The sequence below is a fragment of the Croceicoccus sp. genome (assembly GCF_983967925.1).
On record NZ_CFETID010000003.1, the window covers coordinates 1 to 20,861 of the forward strand.

Below are 20,861 nucleotides of genomic sequence, written 5' to 3' on the forward strand. Positions count from 1 at the left end.
TGCTAGATCATTGATCTGGTGTTGTCAAAAGCCTTACGCGAACAGTCTGCCTTGCCCTTGGAGAATGTCGGCTTTCGAAATCTGGATCTGTATCTTCAATTTCCGGAATGAGGGCGCGTAGCTGCCGGGGCTTGCTACTTGCCTCGACGGCGGCTTTCGCGGCTTAGCCTCCTGAAAGCGGACCGGAAGCTTTCCACCCCGTTGCGGACATTCGCCTGGGCAGAATTCCTTACCGCAAGCTGCCGTCAATTAGGCTCATCCTGATCGAATTCGCTGGCATCCGAGCTCGAGTAGACTTCCTTGGCGGCTTGCATCCCGTTCAACGCTGCTGGAAATCCGGCATACACGCTCATCTGGATGATAATTTCCTCGATCTCGCTCTTCGTAAGACCGACATTGAGTCCGGCTTGGATGTGGACCTTCAACTGGGGCTGTGCCGTGCCCATCGCCGTAAGGGCTGCGATCGTCGCGATCTCTCGTTCGCGGAGGCCAAGACCGGGCCGTGCGTAGATATCGGCGAACGGGTATTCGATGGTGTAGCGGGCAAGATCCGGCGATATGTCCTTTAAGCTTTCAACCACCTTCTCTCCGGCTTCACCGTCGATTCTGCGAAGATTCTCGAGGCCTCTTTCGAACCTGTCAGTCATGACCATTCCTTCATTAAGCGAGTTGCCAGCGAATGCATCGCTGGAGCAAGCAGCAGACTGATGAGGGGAACAAGGATTGCCGTCAGAATGAGTGTCTGAAATCCAAGCGCCATATCGCTCGCGATGAACCTCAGCAGCTTGAGCATCCCGGTCACAAGCGGCCATACGACGAGCCAGACGAGCATGGTCCGCAATATAACGATCCGGAATGTCATTTGTCGGCTGCTGGATCGGGACGGTGAAGGATGGCGAAGTATCCCGGCAGAACCTCGTCGAGCTTGGCTTTCCCCGAGAGAGTAAGGGTCACGTTCCGGGAGCGAGCATCTTCTGAGTTTTCCGAAATCGCGATCAGGCCAGCCCGTTCCAAGCCCTGCAAGGTGCGCGTGACGACGGGCCGCGATACGTCCAGCCTTTCGGCAATTTCACTTGCAGCGAGGCAGTTTCGCTCGGGTTCGCGGTCGATAAGGATCATCATCAAAAAGCGAAGCTGCGAGAGGTCATGGCGCGCGAAGTATGCTTCCAGCTCGCGGATCAGCAGGCTCGCGCGTCGCATCAACCGAAGCGCGTCGAGCACTCTGTCGACATCGACATCGGCGAATTGGTCGGCATAACCGTCGACCATTTGTCGGCTGGGAAGTTCTTTAAGAAAGAACATCAGCCTTACCGAACCGGACGGAGATGAAGGATTTGCGGCTCTTCTGCCAGCCAGTCCCGGTAGGCTTCAAAGACGGCCCGGGTGTATGGTTGATCGTGGTGCGATGCCAGTGCCGCCTCGTCTCGCCATTCCTCATAGAGATACAGTGTTCCGTCCTGTGCATTTTCGCTGAGACGAAACTCCATGCAGCCGGGTTCGGCGCGCGTCTGTTCGATGATCTCGCAGATGGCCTCGCGCGCCTTGTTGTAGTGCGTTGGATGCGGCGCGATCCGTGCGATGATGTTCAACTGATGGATCATGACATTCCTTTAGTTATCATGCTAACTATATAATTCAGGGTGATGGCTGGTCAAGTCCAGAACTTCCTGAAAGCAGACCGTCCGCTAACACCCAATTCACGACATTAAAGCGTCACGATTATTGACCCAAAAGCTGACACAAAGGCCGTCCACGAGCGTGGCTGCAACCAATCGTCGAACATCCAGTGTGCGCTCGCAATGCGAATATCTGGCTCTTGGTGTGCGATGACCGCGTCGTTTTGCTGCCATGGCGTTGCATCATTCAGCGACGCTCTTAGACACTGCCGCTCCAGAAATTTTGCCGCTTGGTTGCAGATCAGAAGCACACCCGCGACCCTATCACGGCAGGTCGCTGGCAGCGCCGGATGCAGTCGCGATGCATTCCGCTTGCAGGCGTAATCGGAGTAATTATTCGTCCGTAAGCGTCTGATTTGAAGCGAGAAAATGAGGGCGAGATAAAAGCGCCGCCGTCGGTCGGGGCGCAGGTGGTTGGTTTCGTTCAGTAATATGCGACGGCACCCGTAGTGCTCCTGCGGCGCTCCTTTCGAAAAGTTCTTTTTTATCAAACAGATTGGCGACGGCGCTTGGCGTTCTGTGCTGTTTTCGTTCGGAAACCCGCTTTCGCCCGGACGTCCTTTGCCGTCCAGATGAGCATCGGTGCATTTGACTGGAGTGCTTGCCCCAGGCCTCTGCGCTGCGGCGAAAGAACGGCAGCTGCAGCGTAGGAACGTCATGTGGCCCAGGGTGCCCTAATCGGCCGATACTCGGTGCCGATGGCGGGCCGGCCTGTCCCCTCCATGCTCCCCAAGGTCGGTCCGTCATCACCCGACAGATGAAAGGATCGACCGCTATGCCATCTGCAAGCACGACAGAGCATCTTCGCGAGCAATGCGGGCCCCAGGCCATCGAACCGATCGCCATGCGCGTACCCGAAGCCTGTCGCTATCTCGGGATCGGACGCAGCACACTCTATGTGCTCATTTCCAGAGACGAGATCGAGATCATCAAGATGGGGAGCGCAACCCTCGTGCTCACCGCCAGCCTGCGCTCGCTGGTTGAGCGGCTGCGTCGTCCTGCCGATCAGGTAACGGGGACCACTTTATGATTACGGCGCATCCTGACTTGCTGAAAGCTGTGGTGCTTGCCGCAATCGTGAGCATGCCAGATCATTCCAAACGTCAGCTGGTCTCGAAGATGAAAGAGCGGCGTGCAAACGCAGAAGAAACACTGGCCGCCAGATTGGTGATTGCGCTTTCGCAGCGGTCCTAGGCTTTCTGACTATGGCAGCTACGCGCCCCATCTCGGTCATTCAACGTTCTGTGATCGCTGCCCGATAGCTGCCTTTCGAACGCGCGGACGATGCCACTGCACCCTTCGCACTTGCAACATTTTTGCTTAGCCGCTAAGTGCCCGCAATCCACCGGACCCGGCCGCGCCGGGTGGCTCGGCCCGGCGCCTATCCCCGGGACAACCTTTCAGACCGGCATTCTGGCCGCACAAAGTGTTCGCAGCTGAGCGATGCTTCCGCGCATCGTGCCGGTCGTGTGAGTCGTGTTAGGGTTCACATGTTCGATATTCCCACGCTTAGGCGTGAATGGCTTTCCAATCCCCGGCGCGACATTCTCGCCGGCATCGTCGTCGCGCTTGCGCTCATTCCCGAGGCAATCGGCTTCTCCATCATTGCCGGGGTCGATCCGAGGGTCGGCCTTTACGCGTCGTTCTCGATCGCGGTCATCATCTCGCTCGTAGGCGGGCGACCGGGCATGATCTCGGCAGCCACCGCAGCTATCGCCGTTCTCGTTCTGCCGCTCATCCAACAATACGGCGTCGAATACCTCTTCGCAGCAACGATCCTGATGGGCGTCATTCAGGTCATCGCAGGTTTCCTACGGCTGCACCTGCTGATGCAATATGTGTCGCGCTCGGTCATCACAGGGTTTGTCAACGCATTGGCGATCCTGATCTTCATCGCACAGCTGCCGGAACTCACCGGCGTGCCGATGCTGACCTACGTGCTGGTCGCCGCGGGACTGGCGGTCATCTACATCCTTCCGCGCCTCACGAAGGCCATTCCCTCGCCGCTGGTCGCGATCATCATCCTGACGACGGTAGTCTACTACATGGGCATGGATGTGCGCACGGTGGGCGATATGGGTGAGTTGCCCTCGTCGCTGCCTTCGTGGCTCATTCCCGACGTTCCGTTCACGCTTGAGACGTTGCAGATCATCCTGCCCTACTCGGCAACGATGGCGGCGGTCGGCCTGCTCGAGTCCATGCTGACCGCGCAGATCGTCGACGACCTGACCGATACGGGGTCCGACAAGCGGCAGGAGATGAAGGGCCAGGGCATCGCAAACTTCTTCACCGGCTTCCTCGGCGGGATGGGCGGCTGCGCCATGATCGGCCAGTCGGTCATCAACGTGAAGTCGGGCGGCGAAACGAGACTTTCGACCTTCGTATCGGGCGTCTTCCTGCTGTTTCTTCTCCTGGTGCTCGGCCCGCTGGTCGCGATCATTCCGATGGCATCACTGGTTGCGGTCATGATTATGGTATCGATCGGCACCTTCTCGTGGCGCTCGATCAAGGACATCCGCACCAATCCCTGGCAGTCGTCGGTGGTCATGATCGTCACGGTAGTCGTGGTCGTGTGGACGCATGACCTGGCGCAGGGCGTGCTCGCTGGTGTGATCCTTTCGGGCCTGTTCTTCGCCAGCAAGGTGAAGCGGTTGTTCACGGTCGATACCGACCTGTCCGCCGACGGCACGACGCGGACCTATCGCATTGGGGGCCAGGTCTTCTTCGCTTCTTCCGATCGCTTCGTCGAAGCGTTCGACTACAAGGAAGTGCTCGACCGGGTGGTGATCGACGTCAGCCGCGCGCACTTCTGGGACATCTCGGCGGTGGGCACGCTCGACAAGGCGATCCTCAAGTTCCGCCGCGAGGGCACCGCGGTAGAGGTCCGCGGCCTGAACGAGGAGAGCGCCGGGATGATCGAGCGCTATGCTATCCATGACAAGCCCGGCGCCGATGCGCAGCTGGGAGGACACTGATGGGAGATACAGCAATGGAAAACGTCCTCGCGGCGATAGATGCCTCGGCCTACGCCACCAGCGTTTGCGGTTATGCCGGGTGGGCGGCAAAGCGGCTGTCGCTTCCGGTCGAACTGCTCCACGTCGTCCAGAGACAGGACGCCATCACGGCGCGCAAGGACCTGTCCGGTGCCATTGGCTTGGGCGTCAAGAGCGACCTCATGGAAGAGCTTGTCCGCCTTTCCGAAGAAGGCAGTCGGACCGAGATCGAGAAAGGCCGCGTCATGCTAAAAGCGGGCGAACAGTTGCTGCGTGAATCGGGCATTACGGACATCTCGACGCTTCATCGCCACGGCGGGGTGGTCGAGACCATTCTCGAGCGCGAAGATCACGCCCGCGTGGTTGTCATGGGCAAGCGCGGCGTCGGCCACGAATATGCCTCGGACCATATCGGCTCGATGATCGAGCGCGTGGTGAGGTCGAGTGAAAAGCCGGTGCTGGTCGCATCGCGCGAATATGCAGAACCGGAGCACGTCGTCTTCGCCTATGATGCCAGTCCCGCCGCGGAACGCGCGCTGGAGCGTCTGGCCAACTCACCGCTGTTCGACGGTCTGCCGGTCACCATCGTCATGGCAGAGGCGGATGGCGAAGCGCAGCGTGAGATGCTGACCAGGGCAGAAGCGGGATTCGCTTCCGACCACCCCGTTACCGTCGTGATGGAGCGGGACAAGGCCGAAAAGGTCATTCCCGGCGTCGTTGCCGCCACCGAGCATTCGCTGCTGCTTATGGGTGCCTATGGGCATTCGCCAATACGTCGCATGATTGTGGGCAGCACGACCACTGAAATGGTTCGCACCGTCAAGGCTCCGGTGCTGATGGTGCGCTGACGTGTCGATCGATCCTGCAACGTTCCGCAATCCTTTGCTGCAAAGGCTCGCCGAACTGGACGAGCAGGATCGCATCTCCGCGAAGGATCGCGATCCGGTGACGCTGGACCAGGAGAGCGTGGGCCGACTTTCTCGCATCGATGCGATGCAGGTGCAGGCAATGGCGCTGGCGCAGAAGCGGCGGCGGAAGGCCGAACGTGCAGGCATCGCGGCAGCTCTCCAGCGGATCGAGGAAGGGGAGTTCGGCTATTGCATCGAATGCGGCGACCAGATTGCCGAGGGTCGGCTGCGGAATAATCCGACGGTGATAAAGTGTCTGGAGTGCGCTGCCGGGAGTGCCTGAGACGAGCGGTTTACGGTAGGTTTACCCGAGCCTGTCAGGTTCTCCAACCATGACAGCCTATATCGAAAGCGACGGATTACGGCTGCGCCGCAAGGTGCGGGCCCTTGTATTGAACGAGAACGACGAGGTGCTCCTCGTGCGGCCGCATGGATATCGCGATGGGGAATGGACCCTTGCGGGCGGCGGCGTGGAAGAGGGCGAATCTCCCGTCGAGGCTATGCGCCGAGAGCTAGCGGAAGAATTAGGCGTCGGGCTGGAGGCCGAGTTATCGGAACTGCCGGTAACCAACCGGTTCATTTACTCGGCAGAGCACAAGGTGAAACGCAACCTTGACCATGACGGGCAGGACGCGGTGATGTTCGCGTGCCGTATTGATCGCAGCCACCCGCTCCACTTGCAGGCTGAAGAGATAGCCGACGCCCGCTGGTTTCCCGCAGATGATGCTCTTGCAGCGTTTCCCGTGCAAAAGCAGCGCGACATTTACATCCGCTGCCTCAGCGAGCTTTCTCGCTCTGCTTAACGGTCGGTCGGCTTAATCTTCGGACTGTGAATGTGGAGCGCATGCTCGCCGCGGATACTGGTCCTGATCTCCGAGCAACTCTTGAGCCGGAGCAATTCCTTCATCGCCGTCAGATTGGCTGCTTCCACAGGCGTGGCGCGAAGGTCTTGAAAACCAGCCCCGCGCCAATCAATCCGAGGCCCAGCACCCAGATATCGACCGGAACCCAGAAGGCGAGAAAAAGGCACGAAGCGAGGCCCAGGACGGAGATCCATCTCGGATATAGCCGCTGATCGTCGGGCAGGCGCAGCGCCGCGAGGTTGGAGATCGCGTAATAGATCAGGACCGTGAAGGCGCTGAACGCCCAGACCGTCTCGACGCTGCCAATTGCTGCCAGCCCGGTTACGAGCACACCAACCAGTATGACTGCAGAAGCTGGTTCCTTTTCCGCTTCGGTCAATCGGCCGAAGACTGGCGGAATATCGCCTCGTCGCCCCATGGCGAGCACCACGCGCGACAGTCCGAGGATCAGGTTCAGCAACACGCCAAGCATCGCAGTGATAGCGCCTATTGCCACCAACAAGGCAAGCGAACGCGACCCCATGGCGGTGGCGGCGGTCTGGAGGGTAGTTGCCTGCCGGTCCGGCGCGTCCGCAAAAACGGCAGTTCCAACGATGCCCACGACCACCGCCGCCACGCATATGTAGAGGGCCGCCGTCACCGCAACCGTGACGATGATGGCCCGGGGGATCGTCCGATGCGGCTCCCGCACCTCCTCGCCAAGAGTGGCAATGCGACCGTAGCCCGTGAAGGCAACGAACATTAGCGCTGACGCATAGAGGAACGCCGATGCTGGAGATTCTTCACGGTCCGAGAAAAAGGGCGTCCAATTTGAACTACCGGTTGCGAACGCACTCGGAGAACCGAAGAGGATGAAGCCGCCCAGCGCCGCGAGCGTCACCGAAACGATTGCGATATTCACCCAGCTTGAGCGCTTGATTCCAGCGAGCACCAAAAGCGTGAAAAACAAGACCGAACCCATCGCGACCCAAGGCATTGCCGCCGCACCTCCGCCTGCCATCGGCAGCGCATAGCCTGCGAAACCCAGCGCTGCGGTGGCGGCGGAAGCCGATTTCGCACAGAGGAACATCCAGCCTGCGGTGAGCCCGAGGCGCGGGTTGAGGTAGCGATAACCGTATTCATAAGTGCCACCACTCACGGGGTGACTGGCGGCGAGCTGCGCGCTCGACAGGGCGTTGCAGGTCGCAACCAGCGCGGCAAGCGCGATCGCCAGGAGGACCGATGGGCCAGCAACCCCAGCGGCGATACCGATGCTGACGAATACGCCGGTTCCGACCATCGAGCCGAGGCCCATCATGATCGCGCCTCCTATGCCGAGGTCACGCGATAGTCGGTGGCTCGATTCGTTCATCTATATAACCTTGGTATCGTGTGCGAACTCCCAACGGGAGCCCGCGCAGAGAGCGTTGGGTAACTGAAATGGGCGGCGGGATTTCGGTAAACCGCCGGGCCTATGTTACATGATGTCTAGCGGTATTGGCAGCGCACCACTCATCGAACTCCATCAAGATGAGGGGTTCAAGGCAATCGCCGATATGTCCTTTTGTGGATCGATGGCGCGACCTGCTTCCTTGCGTTCCGAGTAGCGGTCGACCAACTGTTCGGCGTGCGGCCGCAGCAGCACCGTGAAGCGGACGAGCTCCTCCATGACGTCCACGATGCGGTCGTAGAGCGGCGAGGGTTTCATCCTGCCCGCCCCGTCGAACTCCTCGTATGCCTTAGGCACGCTGGACTGGTTTGGAATGGTGAACATCCGCATCCAGCGGCCGAGCAGACGCAGCGTGTTGACGGTGTTGAAGGACTGTGAGCCCGCCGACACCTGCATGACTGCCAGCGTCCGCCCTTGGGTAGGGCGCATTCCCCCGATGCTGAGCGGCAGGTGATCGATCTGGGTCTTCATGATGCCGGTGATCTGGCCGTGCCGCTCCGGGCTGCACCACACCATGCCGTCGGACCAGAAGGCGTGCTCGCGCAGTTCGTGGACGGCAGGATGGTCGTCACCGCCGATCTGGTCAGGCAGCGGCAGATCGGAGGGATCGAAGATGCGCGTCTCAGCGCCAAACAGCTGGAGCAGTCGCGCGGCTTCCTCGACCGCGAGACGCGAATACGAGCGCTCCCGCAGGGAGCCGTAGAGCAGCAGGATTCGCGGCGGCGGCTGGTCGGCGCCAAGACCAACGGCAGGGCGGGCATGGATGAAGGCGGGGTCGAGCGACGGGAAGGTGTCGGGATCGGTGAGTGGGCGTAAACGGGACATGAGCGAGCTCCGTAGATCAGGCCAGCGTCAGGCGAAGAGCTAGCGCGGCCAAGGTCACCAGCAGGATCGGCGTGGTCAGCGTGATGCCGACGCGGAAGTAATAGCCCCAGCCGATTTTCACGCCCTTCTGTCCCAGCACATGCAGCCATAGCAGGGTCGCGAGCGAACCGATCGGGGTGATCTTCGGCCCGAGGTCGCAGCCGATTACGTTGGCGTAGATCATCGCGTCGCGAACGGGGCCGGTGGCGCCCGTAGCGTCGATCGACAGCGCGCCGACGAGGACGGTTGGCATGTTGTTCATCCCTGAGGAAAGCACGGCCGCCAGGATGCCCGTCCCGAAGGTAGCGCCCCACACACCGCCCTCTGCCGAGCGTTCGAGCAGTTCCGCTATAGCGGCGGCGAGCCCGGCGTTGCTCATGCCGTAAACGACCAGATACATGCCGAGTGAGAAGATCACGACCTGCCAGGGGGCCTCGCGGATCACCTGGCCGGTCGGAATGACTCGTCCGCGCGCGGCGATCGCGATCAGCGCCAGCGCGCCGACGGCGGCGACCGCGCTGATCGGAACGCCGAGCGGATCGAGGACGAAGAAGCCGACCAGCAGCAATGCCAGCACCACCCATCCGGCGCGGAAGGTCGCTCGGTCGCGGATCGCCTCTGCAGGAAGGCGAAGCTGGGCGACATGGTAGCTGGCGGGAATGTCCTTCCGGAAGAACAGCATCAAAGCCACTAGCGTGGCCGCGATGGCGGCAAGATCGACCGGCACCATGACCAGCGCATACTCGCCGAACCCAATGTCGAAGAAGTCGGCCGACACGATATTGACAAGGTTCGAGACGACCAACGGTAGGCTGGCAGTATCGGAGATGAATCCCGCTGCCATGACGAAGGCCAATGTCGCCTTGGCATTGTAGCCCAGCGCCCGGAGCATCGCGATCACGATGGGGGTTAGAATCAGCGCGGCCCCATCGTTGGCGAAGATGGACGCAACGCCTGCACCGAGCAGCACCACGAGCACGAACAGCATGCGCCCGTTTCCGCGGCCCCATCGTGCGACATGGAGCGCGGCCCACTCGAAGAATCCCGCCCGGTCGAGGATGAGGCTGATGAGGATGATCGCAACGAAGGCGCCGGTCGCATTCCAGATGATGTTCCACACCACTGGAATGTCGGCGAGTGAGATGACGCCGGTGGCAAGCGCCAGCAGTGCTCCGCCGATCGCGCTCCACCCGATGCCGAGCCCACGCGGCTGCCAGATCACCAGCGTGATGGTGGCAATGAAGATCGCGATCGCGAGCAGCATCAGGCGATACGCTTGCCCGCTACGTCCGCGACCTGCTCGCCGTCCTCCTTGGTGAAGGCGCCCTGCTGTGGGCTTGGCAAAATGTCGAGCACCGCCTCGGACGGACGGCACAGGCGGACGCCGAGCGGGGAGACGACGAGTGGTCTGTTGATGAGGATCGGGTGCTCCATCATCGCGTCCACCAGCGCTGTATCGCCCAGGCTCTCATCGCCGAGCCCCAGTTCGGCAAAAGGCGTGCCCTTTTCGCGCAGCACCTCCCTCGGACTTAGCCCGGCGCGCTCCATCAGGCTTTCCAGCATCGCTCGCGATGGCGGTGTCTTCACATAATCGACCACATGCGGCTCGATTCCGGCATTGCGGATCATCGCCAGCGTGTTGCGCGAGGTGCCGCAGTCGGGATTATGATAGACGACGATGTCGGTGGTCATTCAGGATTCCTTGGCCTTGGCGCTCGCGCCTTCTTCGCGGCCGATGGCGGCCAATTTGCTGCGCACAGACATTTCGTCGATGCTCGGGAGCGGCAGCATCAGGAACAGCTCGATCCGGCGTTTGAGATAGCTGAGCGCATCGACGAAAGCCTGCCGCTGGCCATCGCCCTCGACCGTGGCGGGATCTTCTACGCCCCAATGCGCGGTGAGCGGCTTGCCTGGCCATATCGGACAGCTCTCGCCCGCTGCGTTGTCGCAGACGGTGAAGATGAAATCGAACTCGGGTGCGCCGGGCTTGGTGAACTCGCTCCAGTTCTTCGAGTGCAGGCCATCGGTCGGATAGCCGAAGCTCTCCAGCACATCGAGCGACATCGGATGCACCTCGCCCTTGGGTTGGCTACCCGCGCTGTAGGCACGAAAACGACCTCCGCCCATTTTGTTCATCAACGCTTCGCCCAGGATCGAGCGGGCTGAGTTGCCCGTGCACAGGAACAGGACATTGTAAGGTTGGTCAGGCACTGTCGGCTCCATCAGCAGCAATGGGAGAGTTCGGCCACGAGCGGCTCGCAAAGCTCTGCGCGGCCCTCACAACAATCCTTGGCGAGGAACAGCATCAGGTCGCGCAGGACCTCGATGTTCGCGCGCTGGATCATCTGCCGCCCCCGCTTTTCCGGCAAGACGAGACCAGCGCCGACGAGGATCGCGAGGTGACTTGAGAAGGTGCTCTGGGTCAGACCCGAGGCGTCTACGAGCTGGCCTGTGGAGAGCCCGTCGGGCTCGCTGCGCACGAGACGGCGGAACGCATCAAGCCGCGTTGGGTGCGCCAGAGCAGAGAGTACATCGAGTGCCGAGGTCGACTTCATACATCGGCAATTATCGATGGATTGATCGGCCGTCAATTCCCATCGATATTTGCCGATGAATAGAGGGTGGATTCGACGGAACTGCGCAATGACACTTCGCGGTCCGGACGACCGGATGCGGCTTTCTAAATCCCATAACCAGACTGTCTGCTGCCGGCCCCGTTCCAGCCATTTCGCGTATCGACGTTGCACCGAGAAACAAACCTGTTCGAAGCTTGCTCATCCTTGCAATCGACGACGGATAGCGGTGGAAAATTCTGGACATTCAGTGCCGCAATGAGGCATTGTTTAACCGTCGAACATCAATGACGACTTGGACGTGTGGTAACGACTGTGGGTACGGGCTAGGCGGCTGAAGGATAAGAAAAAGATTTCAATTCATTAGGTTGAGACCTAAGAAATCCTCCGTCTCCGCCATCGCGCCTTGATTTGATTGAAAGTTTTTCAAGATCGGCGCGGCGTTCCTCTAAACCTCCCCCGTAGTGCATGGCATAACGAGCGTTTCACCCGCCGCTTCCTCTCTTCAAAACTGCTTCAAAGCGGCAGAAAAACGCTGGTCACACGAGAGAAGTGGTCGCTCATCCGGCACCGCTTCCGCCCCTTCACCGCTGGCGCTTGGCATCTCGACCCATTGCGCGTTTTCGCTAGGCCGCGAGGCGCTTGGGCCAGCCGCAGCGCTTGCATGGGACTGTCCGCCGCCTTTATCGTTTCGGCGTCGATCGGCATCAAAGCGGAATTGACCCGCATGGAAATGGCCCTATGGCCCGTTGCAGCTACTCTCGCTCAGCGACACTAAAATGGCATGGGGTAATTTGATGGATTGCGCTGATCGGGCATTCCGCATGGCGGCATCCTTCATCATCGATGCCGACCCGGTTTTTGCATACACTGGCTGGAACCTTGTCCATTCGATCCTGAAGCACACCGCGCTCGCGCCTTCGGATATTCACGTCCAGTGTACGCCTGAGGTCGCAGATCGAGTTTTGGAACGGTTCCAAAGCCTGGGTTGTCAAACCCATCGGCTCACCCGTTTCGGAGATGGCAGGTACTGCAACAAGCTGGCCGCATGGGAGAATCTGCGGGATCAGGACATAGATCATGTCGTATTCTTGGATACCGACATGATTTGCATCTCTGACTTCACTGCTTTCCTCCCGAAAGATGCGATTGGCGGCAAGGTTGTGGATCATCCCAACCCTGAGCTGGACCTGCTTGATGATCTCTTCAATCGCGCGGGTTTCGCTGACCGGCCTCCCATCATTCAGGTGGAAGCGTCAGAAGGCACGACTTACCAGGGCAACTGCAATGGCGGCTTCTATTCCGTCCCATCACGATTTGCCGACACGCTCTTCGATGTTTGGCGAAAGCGGGCTGAGCAACTGCTTGCAGACATCGAGCCGCTTCGCGCAGTCGGCAAGGAAAAGCATGTAGACCAGATCTCGTTCTGCATGGCCTTGCATGAAACCGCGCTGCCGTATGTGAGCCTGCCGTCGAACGTGAATTACTATCTGCATTTCCCTGGCCCGCATACCCAGTTCGACCCCGGTCGCCCCCTCGCGCTCATTCATTATCACAACCAATCGTTGAACGTCCTCGGCTTGCTTGAGCCTCTCGGCGCGGTCGAACCCCATGAGGTCGAAGGGACGCGGCTGGCAAACGCGCTGATCAGAGAGCATTTCGATACCCAGCTGTTCTGGGACCTCAGATATGATCTATTCCCTGAACGGGGTTCCGGCATAGGCTCTCGCGGCGACAATCTTGCTTACAAGCGAGATCTCCTGGTCGCGGAAGGCATTGAAAATGCTTCCTCGGTTCTGGACGTCGGTTGTGGCGACCTCGAGGTGGTCGGCAGCCTGGATCTGCATGACTACCTGGGTCTCGACCAATCCCGGCAGAGCCTCGACGTCGCTCGGACGAAACGCCCGGACTGGCAATTCATGCTGGCCCCTTGTGACGCGCCCGCTGCCGAGTTTGTGATTTGTTTCGAGGTCTTGATCCACCAGCGTTCACTGGACGAGTACCGGCAGCTGGTCGAGTACGTGGCCCAAAGGACCCTGAAGCGCCTGATAATCTCTGGGTACGATGCCCAGGACGATCATGTTGCAGCGAACCATATGATCTACTTCCACGAGCCTTTGCGCCTGAGCCTTGAAGCGACCGGGCGCTTCTCCTCGATCCAGCAGATCGGCGGCCATTCCGATGTCGTCATATATCGCTGCGATGTAGGCTGATCGCGAAGTTACCATCGGCATTGCTGGACGTGATTGCTCGTCCTTCCCGATCCAAAGGACAATCCCGAGCGGATTGCGCCGGCTCCTTGGCACTATGGCTCCCTGCGGGGCATCGAACTGGCCAGAGCCTTGGCCGGTTTGTCCGCCATTCCCTGAAACATTCCCGGCTCTTCCCGCACGCCTAGGCGAACAGGCGCGCCAGAAACAGCGCCGCGCAGATCAGGCAGCCCAGCGCGGGTATGACCGCGGGATAGGTGCGAACGCCCGGCGGCACAGGATCGCCCCGCGCCTTCATGGCCAGAAGTGCCCCGCAAGCGGCGGTGAAGATCAACAGCATCAGCAGGCTGGTGCCGGCGGCAAGCTGTTCGGTGGGAAACGCGGCGGCCAGCAGAGCGACGACCGTTCCGCCCAGCATGGTGGCGGCCACCGGCGTGGCGGTGCGCGGATGGACCCTGGCCAGCCACAGGGGCGCCGACCCGCGCCTGCTGCCCAGATCGTGGATCACCCGCGCCGCCATGACGATCTGCGCCAATGCGCCGTTCAGGATCGTGAGGAGCCCGATCATCGCGATTATGTCGGCGGGGCCGCCATGCCTTGCAAGAACATCGCTGAGCGGCGCGCCGCTTTGCGCCAGCCTTTCGGCGGGCATCGCCGATACCGCCACCGCCGCGACCAGAAGGTAGAGGATCGATGCTCCCGTCAGCGAAGCGATGATCGCAAAGGGGATGGATCGCCTGGTGTCCCTCGCCTCTTCGGAAAGGGTGGCGAGGTCCTCGAAACCGACGAAAGCGTAGAACGATAGCACGGCGCCCGAAAGGACGCCTGCTGCCAGCGGCCATCCCGGCCCGCTCGACAAAGCGGCCGAGAAAGCGGGTGGGAAATGAATCAGCTGGGGGCCAAGATACACGATGACCAGCAACAGCCCGGCAATCTGAAGCGCAGTGGTCAGCATCATGAACCATGCCGCCTGCCGCACGCCAATCGCGGCCACCGCAGTCAAAAGCGCCGCCGCAAGCACGATAGCCACTGTCCTCGGCACCGGCAGGAACACGCCCAGATAGCCGACGAACCCGGTGGTGATCGTTGCCGCCGATACCAGGCCTGTCGCGATCAGGGCCCATCCGGCAATGCCGGTGAGCCAGCGCCGGTCGAAACCGCGCGCGATGAAGGCAGCAGAGCCGCCGCTTTCCGGAACCCGCGCGCTGAGTTCGGCATAGGAAAGGCCCGTCATGGCCGCTGCGATCGCCGCCGCCAGAAAGGACAGCGGCGTCAGCGCGCCGGCTTCGCCCGCGACCTTGCCGATGACGACATAGATGCCTGCGCCCACGATGGTCCCAAGGCCATAGGTGGCCAGTACCCAGCGGGAAAGGGCGGGCTGCAGACCGGTTTCGTGATCGTTCATGGCGTCCCCCTGCCTTTGCCCCTGTTCACCGATGGAGGAGTATGGCACCCACCCCGGTATAACAGAACAAACCAAAGGCCGATCGCATGAAACTTGCATCCATCGACAATGGCAGCCGTGACGGACAGCTTGTCGTCGTCTCCAGCGATCTGACCCGCTATTGCGCGGCGGACAATATCGTACCGACGCTTCAGGCGGCGCTCGACGACTGGGACCGCATCGCGCCGCGGCTGGAGCTGCTCTATACCGATGTGCAGCACGAGGCGGTGCCCTGCCTGCGCTTTCGCGAGCATGATGCGCTGCCCCCCCTGCCCCGCGCCTATCAATGGGCCGACGGATCGGCCTATCTGAACCATGTCGAACTGGTGCGAAAGGCGCGCGGGGCCGAAGTGCCGGACAGCTTCTACAGCGATCCGCTGATGTATCAGGGCGGGTCCGACGATTTTCTGCCCCCGCGCGCCGATATCCCCCTGGGCCATCCCGATTGGGGCTGCGACATGGAGGGCGAGATTGCCTGCATTACGGACGACGTGCCGATGGGCACCACAGCGCAGCAGGCCGCCGGGCATATCAAGCTGCTGATGCTGGTGAACGACGTGTCGCTGCGCGGGCTGATCCCCGGCGAACTGGCCAAGGGGTTCGGATTCTACCAGTCCAAGCCCGCCACCGCCTTTTCCCCCGTCGCGGTAACGCCTGACGAGCTCGGCGACGCGTGGCAGGACAATGTGATCAGGCGTCCCCTGATGGTCGACTTCAATGGCGAGCCATTCGGCAGGGCCGATGTGGCGACCGATGCGACCTTTACGCTGGCAGATCTGGTTTCGCATGCCGCGCGGACGCGCAATCTGGGGGCCGGGGCGATCATCGGGTCGGGAACGATCAGCAACAAGGACGAAGGCGGCGGTCCGGGGCGCCCCGTCGATCAGGGCGGCGTCGGCTATTCCTGCATCGCTGAACTGCGCACGATCGAAACGATCCGCGACGGCAACCCCTCGACCCCGTTCCTGAAACCGGGCGATGTCGTGCGGATCGAAATGCGTGACGAGGCAGGGCATTCGATCTTCGGCGCGATCGAACAGACGGTGACCGCACCTGCCGAGGGGCTTCGATAAGGCCCGGCGGATATAACGATACGTAATTGGGGGGAATGCTGACGATGTCCGATGACGATGCCGAGGCCGCGGGCGGCCACGAAGGCGCCTATTGGAAGGCGAATATCCGGCTGCTGCTGACGCTGATGACGATCTGGTTCACCGTGTCTTTCGGCTTTGGCATTCTTCTGCGCGATTTTCTCGACCAATTCATGCTCGGCGGCTTCCCGCTGGGTTTCTGGTTTGCGCAGCAGGGATCGATCTATGTCTTCATCGCGCTGGTGTTCTTCTACGCCTGGCGGATGAAGAAGATCGAACAGCGCTACGACCTCGACGATTGAGCGGGTGGCGGACATGTCGACACAGACGCTGATCTATATCTTCGTCGCGGCCAGCTTCGCGCTCTATATCGGCATCGCCGTCTGGACGCGTGCAGGCTCGACCAAGGAATTCTATGTCGCGGGCGGCGGCGTGCACCCTGTCGTCAACGGAATGGCCACCGCCGCCGACTGGATGAGCGCGGCCAGCTTCATCTCCATGGCGGGGCTGATCGCTTTCATGGGCTATGACGGATCGGTCTATCTGATGGGCTGGACCGGCGGCTATGTGGTGCTGGCGCTGCTGCTGGCGCCCTATCTGCGCAAGTTCGGGCAGTTCACCGTGCCGGATTTCATCGGCACGCGTTACTATTCCAAAGTCGCGCGCACCGTCGCGGTGATCTGCCTGATCTTCATCTCGTTCACCTATATCGCCGGGCAGATGCGCGGGGTGGGGATCGTATTCAGCCGGTTCCTCGACGTGTCGGTCGAACTGGGGGTCATCATCGGCATGGGCATCGTGTTCTTCTACGCGGTGCTGGGGGGGATGAAGGGCATTACCTATACGCAGGTGGCGCAGTATTGCGTGCTGATCTTTGCCTATATGGTGCCGGCCTTCTTCATCTCGATGCTGGTCACCGGCAATCCGATCCCGCAGATCGGGCTGGGTTCGACGGTCAATGACGGGTCTGGGATGTATGTGCTCGAAAAGCTCGACCAGTCGCTGCAGATGATGGGTTTCGGCCCCTATACCGACGGCAGTAAGTCGATGATCGACGTGTTCTGCATCACCGCCGCTCTGATGATCGGCACGGCGGGTCTGCCGCATGTCATCGTGCGATTTTTCACCGTGCCCAAGGCATCCGACGCGCGCAAATCGGCGGGCTGGGCGTTGGTCTTCATCGCGCTGCTTTACACGACGGCCCCCGCGGTCGCGGCCTTTGCGCGTTTGAACTTCAACGAGACGGTAAACGGCACCGCCTACGCCGAAGCTCCGGGCTGGTTCACCAACTGGGAGGCCAACAATCTCATCGCCTTTGACGACAAGAACGGCGACGGGGTGATGACCGTGGCGGCCGGCGATCCGTTCAAGGGCGCGCCCGAATACACGGGTGAGCGCGGGCCTGCAGGCAACCGGCTGGTCAGCAATGAAAGCGTTACGACCAATCCCAACGAGGTCTATCTCGACCGCGACATCATCGTGCTGGCCAATCCGGAAATCGCCAACCTGCCGGGCTGGGTCATCGCGCTGGTCGCGGCAGGCGGACTGGCGGCGGCGCTGTCGACGGCGGCGGGGCTGCTGCTGGTGATCTCGACCGCGGTCAGCCACGATCTGCTGAAATCGACCTTCCGGCCCGATATCTCGGAAAAGGGTGAGCTGCTGGCAGCGCGGCTGGCGGCCACGGCGGCCATCGTGGTGGCGGGCGTGCTGGGGATCTATCCGCCGGGATGGGTGGCGCAGGTCGTCGCGTTCGCCTTCGGCCTTGCGGCGGCATCGCTGTTTCCGGCGATTTTCATGGGCATCTTTACCAAGTCCATGAACAAGGAAGGCGCGATCTGCGGCATGGTGTCGGGGCTTGTCTTCACCTTCCTGTACATTGCCTATTTCAAGCTGTGGAATCCCGACGCCAATATGGCCGAGAACTGGCTGCTGGGCATTTCGCCCGAAGGGATCGGGGTGATCGGCATGGTGATCAATTTCGCCGTGGCGGTCGCGGTCATGAAGCTGACCGCAAGCCCCCCGGCGGAGATCGCCCGGCTCGTCGATTCGATCCGCGTGCCGCGCGGCGCGGCATCGGCGCAGGATCACTGATCCAGCAGATCAAGATGGCGGATTGCCAGACGGCCCGCGTCGGCGCAGGATAAAGCGGGCCGCGAAAATTGGAGGGATGCTGGAATGTCGGCAACACGATCCTTTTCGCTTGCAGCCGCGGCGATTGCCGCCTGCGGTCTATGGCCATCCGCCCATGCACTGGCGCAGGACGCGGCCGAAACGGCAATCATCCTGTCGGGCACGGCGCAGACCGGTGCGGCCCAGCGCTCGCTGGGCCGGGCGGTCGGCGGCAGCGTCGGCAATGCCGCCAATGCCGTCGGCGGCGTGCGGTCCACCAGCCGGCAACCCAGCACCGCACCCGCGCGCCGTCACTCCGCGCAGCGCAGCCAGGGCGCGATCCCGGCGGGCGTCGATCCGCTCGCGAATACGGATGCGGCGACCTATGCACTGGACAATGGGGCGACCATCAAGGTCAGCGGGCGGTTCAATCCCGCGACATCCGCGCAGTGCGAGCGCAATTGCCCCGCCCCGCAGGGAAAACGTGCCCCTCAGGGAAAGCCCGCCCCGCCGCAGGATTGATACGCCCGGCGGCGCGACGTCAGCGGTTCTGCCGCCCCTCGATCAGCCCGTCGACCAGTGACGGATCGGCCAGCGTGGAGGTATCGCCCAGCGAACCGAAATCGTTTTCGGCGATCTTGCGCAATATGCGGCGCATGATCTTGCCCGAACGGGTCTTGGGTAGCGCGGGGGTGAACTGCAGATGGTTGGGGGTCGCGATGGGCCCGATCTCGGTCCGCACCCATTGGCGCAATTCGGCCTTCAGCGCGTCGCTGTCCTCGACCCCTGCGTTCAGCGTGACATAGCAATAGATGCCCTGCCCCTTGATGTCGTGCGGATAGCCCACGACCGCGGCCTCGGCGACCTTTTCGTGCAGCACCAACGCGCTCTCGACCTCGGCGGTGCCCATGCGGTGGCCCGAGACATTGATGACGTCGTCGACCCGGCCTGTGATCCAGTAATAGCCATCCTCGTCGCGGCGGCAGCCGTCGCCGGTGAAATACTTGCCGCGATAGGTGGTGAAATAGGTCTGGATGAAGCGGTCGTGATCGCCATAGACGGTGCGCGCCTGCCCCGGCCAGCTATGGGTGATGCACAAGTTCCCCTCTGCCGCGCCGCCGGTGTCTTCATCGGCCAGCACCGCGCCTTCATTGTCGACCAGCTGCGGCGCGATGCCGAAGAACGGGCGCCCCGCGCTGCCCGGCTTCATCGCATGCGCGCCCGGCAGGGTGGTGATCATCACGCCGCCGGTTTCGGTCTGCCACCATGTGTCGACGATCGGCGCGTCGCCGTGTCCGACATGATCGTGATACCAGCGCCACGCCTCGGGATTGATCGGCTCGCCCACGCTGCCCAGCAGGCGCAGCGAGGACAGATCGTGGTCGTCGACATATTTGTCGCCCTCGCGCATCAGGGCACGGATCGCGGTGGGCGCGGTGTAGAAGATATTGACCTTGTGCTTGTCGATGATCTGCCAGAACCGGCTGTGATCGGGATAGTTCGGCACGCCCTCGAACATCAGCGCCGTCGCTCCGGCCTGCAGCGGGCCATAGACGATGTAGGAATGGCCGGTGACCCAGCCGATATCGGCGGTGCACCAGTATATCTCGCCCTCGCGGTAATCGAAGACATAGCGGAAGGTCGTCTCGGTCCAGACCGCATAGCCGCCGACCGTGTGCACCACGCCCTTGGGCTTGCCGGTGGAGCCGGAGGTGTAGAGGATGAACAGCGGATCTTCCGCCTTCATCACCTCACACGCGCATTCGTCGGACACGCCTTCGCTCAGCTCGTGATACCAGCGGTCGCGGCCTTCGGTCATGTCGACCTTGCCGCCGGTGTGGCGGATGACGAGGACCTGCTTGACGGACAACTTCTTCAAGGCGGCATCGACATTGGCCTTCAGCGGAATGGTCTTAGACCCGCGCAGGCCTTCGTCGGCGCAGATCACGAAGTCGGAGCGGCAATCCTCGATGCGTCCGGCGATAGCGTCGGGCGAGAAGCCGCCGAACACCACCGAATGCACCGCACCGATGCGCGCGCAGGCCAGCATGGCGAAGGCGCCTTCGGGGATCATCGGCATGTAGATCGTGACGCGGTCGCCCTTGGCCACGCCCATTTTCCTGAGCGTGTTCGCCATGCGCACGACTTCGCGCTGCAATTCGGCATAGGTAAAGCGCCGGACCGGATCGTCGGGGCTGTCGGGCTCGAAGATCAGCGCGGTGCGATCGCCGCGCCCCGCCTCGACATGACGGTCCACGGCATTGTGGCAGATATTGATCTCGCCATCCTCGAACCATTTTATGTCGACCGGGTCGAAGCTCCAGCCAGCGATCTTGGAGGGATTTGTGAACCAGTCGAGCCGCTTGGCCTGTTCAAGCCAGAAGCCGTCCGGATCGTCCATGCTGCGGGCGTAAAGATCGCGGTACTGGTCCAGCGTGCAGCGCGTTCCCTGCGCGGCCTGTTCGGGCACGGGGATCGTCGAATTCGCGGACTGGCTGGTCTGTGGCATGCTGTCTCCCGTATCGCCTTATCGGCCGCGCCCTGCCTGCCGGTGGGCAGGCGGCGCGCCGTCACGATGCGGGCATAGAAAGCCCGACGCGGCATGCCAAGCCCTTACGCTGTACGCGCATCGGACAGGCTGCGGCGGGGATGCATGCGGCTAGTGGCGGCCAGACAATCATCATGCCGGCCTGGCGGTATG

The 20,861-nt window shown here is 61.7% G+C and carries 23 protein-coding genes and 1 other annotated feature; of the genes, 11 read left to right on the top strand and 12 right to left on the bottom strand.

The genetic code is table 11. The annotated features are described in order from the left end of the window. Positions 1-245 precede the first annotated feature (245 nt). The 4 genes from AC4FIJ_RS02450 to AC4FIJ_RS02465 are packed head-to-tail and all read right to left on the bottom strand — an operon-like array spanning position 246 to position 1,601. Positions 246-647, bottom strand: a complete 402-nt coding sequence (locus AC4FIJ_RS02450; protein ID WP_081096823.1) for a carboxymuconolactone decarboxylase family protein — start codon at positions 645-647, stop codon at positions 246-248. Beyond that, on the bottom strand, positions 644-862 hold the full coding sequence (locus tag AC4FIJ_RS02455) for a putative antibiotic biosynthesis monooxygenase (protein ID WP_063505802.1): 219 nt from the start codon (positions 860-862) through the stop codon (positions 644-646). Before AC4FIJ_RS02455 ends, AC4FIJ_RS02450 begins: the two co-directional genes overlap by 4 nt. Continuing rightward, entirely contained in the window at positions 859-1,302 is a 444-nt protein-coding gene (locus AC4FIJ_RS02460) for a MarR family winged helix-turn-helix transcriptional regulator (RefSeq protein WP_062342972.1), read from the bottom strand. The genes AC4FIJ_RS02455 and AC4FIJ_RS02460 overlap by 4 nt, the downstream gene beginning before the upstream one ends. A 5-nt stretch (positions 1,303-1,307) precedes the next feature. Then, positions 1,308-1,601 carry a putative quinol monooxygenase gene (locus AC4FIJ_RS02465; protein ID WP_062342971.1) on the bottom strand — a complete coding sequence of 98 codons (294 nt, stop codon included), beginning with the start codon at positions 1,599-1,601 and terminating at the stop codon, positions 1,308-1,310. A gap of 832 nt (positions 1,602-2,433) precedes the next feature. Between AC4FIJ_RS02465 and AC4FIJ_RS02470 the strand changes: the two genes are divergently transcribed. From AC4FIJ_RS02470 to AC4FIJ_RS02495, 6 genes are all read left to right on the top strand, one after another. Beyond that, on the top strand, positions 2,434-2,706 hold the full coding sequence (locus AC4FIJ_RS02470) for a helix-turn-helix domain-containing protein (protein ID WP_490335147.1): 273 nt from the start codon (positions 2,434-2,436) through the stop codon (positions 2,704-2,706). Continuing rightward, positions 2,703-2,870 carry a hypothetical protein gene (locus AC4FIJ_RS02475; RefSeq protein WP_156488970.1) on the top strand — a complete coding sequence of 56 codons (168 nt, stop codon included), beginning with the start codon at positions 2,703-2,705 and terminating at the stop codon, positions 2,868-2,870. The genes AC4FIJ_RS02470 and AC4FIJ_RS02475 overlap by 4 nt, the downstream gene beginning before the upstream one ends. A 150-nt stretch (positions 2,871-3,020) precedes the next feature. Next, positions 3,021-3,074: a sequence feature (sul1 is cis-regulatory element that is thought to sense ions involved in sulfur or methionine metabolism; They are found in Alphaproteobacteria), on the top strand. A gap of 92 nt (positions 3,075-3,166) precedes the next feature. Then, complete coding sequence (locus AC4FIJ_RS02480; protein ID WP_103024581.1) at positions 3,167-4,651, top strand: SulP family inorganic anion transporter; 1,485 nt, start codon at positions 3,167-3,169, stop codon at positions 4,649-4,651. Continuing rightward, entirely contained in the window at positions 4,651-5,517 is an 867-nt protein-coding gene (locus AC4FIJ_RS02485) for a universal stress protein (protein WP_233457382.1), read from the top strand. Before AC4FIJ_RS02480 ends, AC4FIJ_RS02485 begins: the two co-directional genes overlap by 1 nt. A 1-nt stretch (position 5,518) precedes the next feature. Continuing rightward, positions 5,519-5,860 carry a TraR/DksA family transcriptional regulator gene (locus tag AC4FIJ_RS02490; protein ID WP_103024580.1) on the top strand — a complete coding sequence of 114 codons (342 nt, stop codon included), beginning with the start codon at positions 5,519-5,521 and terminating at the stop codon, positions 5,858-5,860. 49 nt (positions 5,861-5,909) lie between these two features. Next, on the top strand, positions 5,910-6,380 hold the full coding sequence (locus AC4FIJ_RS02495; RefSeq protein WP_103024579.1) for an NUDIX domain-containing protein: 471 nt from the start codon (positions 5,910-5,912) through the stop codon (positions 6,378-6,380). A 109-nt stretch (positions 6,381-6,489) separates the two neighbouring features. On the opposite strand, the gene AC4FIJ_RS02500 is transcribed toward AC4FIJ_RS02495, so the two are convergent. From AC4FIJ_RS02500 to AC4FIJ_RS02525, 6 genes are all read right to left on the bottom strand, one after another. Continuing rightward, positions 6,490-7,791 (bottom strand): APC family permease, encoded by a 1,302-nt coding sequence (locus tag AC4FIJ_RS02500; RefSeq protein WP_103024578.1) that lies wholly within the window; start codon positions 7,789-7,791, stop codon positions 6,490-6,492. A gap of 153 nt (positions 7,792-7,944) precedes the next feature. Next, positions 7,945-8,694, bottom strand: a complete 750-nt coding sequence (gene arsH / locus AC4FIJ_RS02505; protein ID WP_119593915.1) for an arsenical resistance protein ArsH — start codon at positions 8,692-8,694, stop codon at positions 7,945-7,947. Positions 8,695-8,710: 16 nt separating this feature from the next. Next, positions 8,711-9,997 carry an arsenic transporter gene (locus AC4FIJ_RS02510; RefSeq protein ID WP_103024576.1) on the bottom strand — a complete coding sequence of 429 codons (1,287 nt, stop codon included), beginning with the start codon at positions 9,995-9,997 and terminating at the stop codon, positions 8,711-8,713. Next, positions 9,997-10,425, bottom strand: a complete 429-nt coding sequence (arsC, locus tag AC4FIJ_RS02515) for an arsenate reductase (glutaredoxin) (protein WP_103024575.1) — start codon at positions 10,423-10,425, stop codon at positions 9,997-9,999. The genes AC4FIJ_RS02510 and arsC overlap by 1 nt, the downstream gene beginning before the upstream one ends. Beyond that, positions 10,426-10,956 carry an arsenate reductase ArsC gene (locus AC4FIJ_RS02520; RefSeq protein WP_103024607.1) on the bottom strand — a complete coding sequence of 177 codons (531 nt, stop codon included), beginning with the start codon at positions 10,954-10,956 and terminating at the stop codon, positions 10,426-10,428. Next, positions 10,956-11,288 (bottom strand): ArsR/SmtB family transcription factor, encoded by a 333-nt coding sequence (locus AC4FIJ_RS02525; protein ID WP_103024574.1) that lies wholly within the window; start codon positions 11,286-11,288, stop codon positions 10,956-10,958. The genes AC4FIJ_RS02520 and AC4FIJ_RS02525 overlap by 1 nt, the downstream gene beginning before the upstream one ends. Before the next feature lie 797 nt (positions 11,289-12,085). On the opposite strand from AC4FIJ_RS02525, the gene AC4FIJ_RS02530 reads away from it, so the two are divergent. Continuing rightward, a complete protein-coding gene (locus tag AC4FIJ_RS02530; RefSeq protein WP_490335148.1) occupies positions 12,086-13,519 on the top strand; it encodes a class I SAM-dependent methyltransferase in 1,434 nt (477 codons plus the stop codon). 181 nt (positions 13,520-13,700) lie between these two features. On the opposite strand, the gene AC4FIJ_RS02535 is transcribed toward AC4FIJ_RS02530, so the two are convergent. After that, on the bottom strand, positions 13,701-14,921 hold the full coding sequence (locus tag AC4FIJ_RS02535; RefSeq protein ID WP_490335149.1) for an APC family permease: 1,221 nt from the start codon (positions 14,919-14,921) through the stop codon (positions 13,701-13,703). 86 nt (positions 14,922-15,007) lie between these two features. Between AC4FIJ_RS02535 and AC4FIJ_RS02540 the strand changes: the two genes are divergently transcribed. The 4 genes from AC4FIJ_RS02540 to AC4FIJ_RS02555 all read left to right on the top strand — a co-directional run bounded on the left by AC4FIJ_RS02540 (position 15,008) and on the right by AC4FIJ_RS02555 (position 18,682). Then, on the top strand, positions 15,008-16,033 hold the full coding sequence (locus AC4FIJ_RS02540; protein WP_490335150.1) for a fumarylacetoacetate hydrolase family protein: 1,026 nt from the start codon (positions 15,008-15,010) through the stop codon (positions 16,031-16,033). A 44-nt stretch (positions 16,034-16,077) separates the two neighbouring features. Further along, on the top strand, positions 16,078-16,353 hold the full coding sequence (locus AC4FIJ_RS02545; protein WP_490335151.1) for a DUF4212 domain-containing protein: 276 nt from the start codon (positions 16,078-16,080) through the stop codon (positions 16,351-16,353). A gap of 13 nt (positions 16,354-16,366) precedes the next feature. Next, positions 16,367-18,142 carry a sodium:solute symporter family protein gene (locus AC4FIJ_RS02550; RefSeq protein WP_490335152.1) on the top strand — a complete coding sequence of 592 codons (1,776 nt, stop codon included), beginning with the start codon at positions 16,367-16,369 and terminating at the stop codon, positions 18,140-18,142. Positions 18,143-18,226: 84 nt separating this feature from the next. Then, a complete protein-coding gene (locus tag AC4FIJ_RS02555; protein WP_490335153.1) occupies positions 18,227-18,682 on the top strand; it encodes a hypothetical protein in 456 nt (151 codons plus the stop codon). A 19-nt stretch (positions 18,683-18,701) separates the two neighbouring features. On the opposite strand, the gene acs is transcribed toward AC4FIJ_RS02555, so the two are convergent. Then, the gene (gene acs, locus AC4FIJ_RS02560) at positions 18,702-20,669 is read right to left on the bottom strand and encodes an acetate--CoA ligase (protein WP_490335154.1); all 1,968 of its coding nucleotides are present in this window, start codon (positions 20,667-20,669) and stop codon (positions 18,702-18,704) included. Positions 20,670-20,861: the final 192 nt, after the last annotated feature.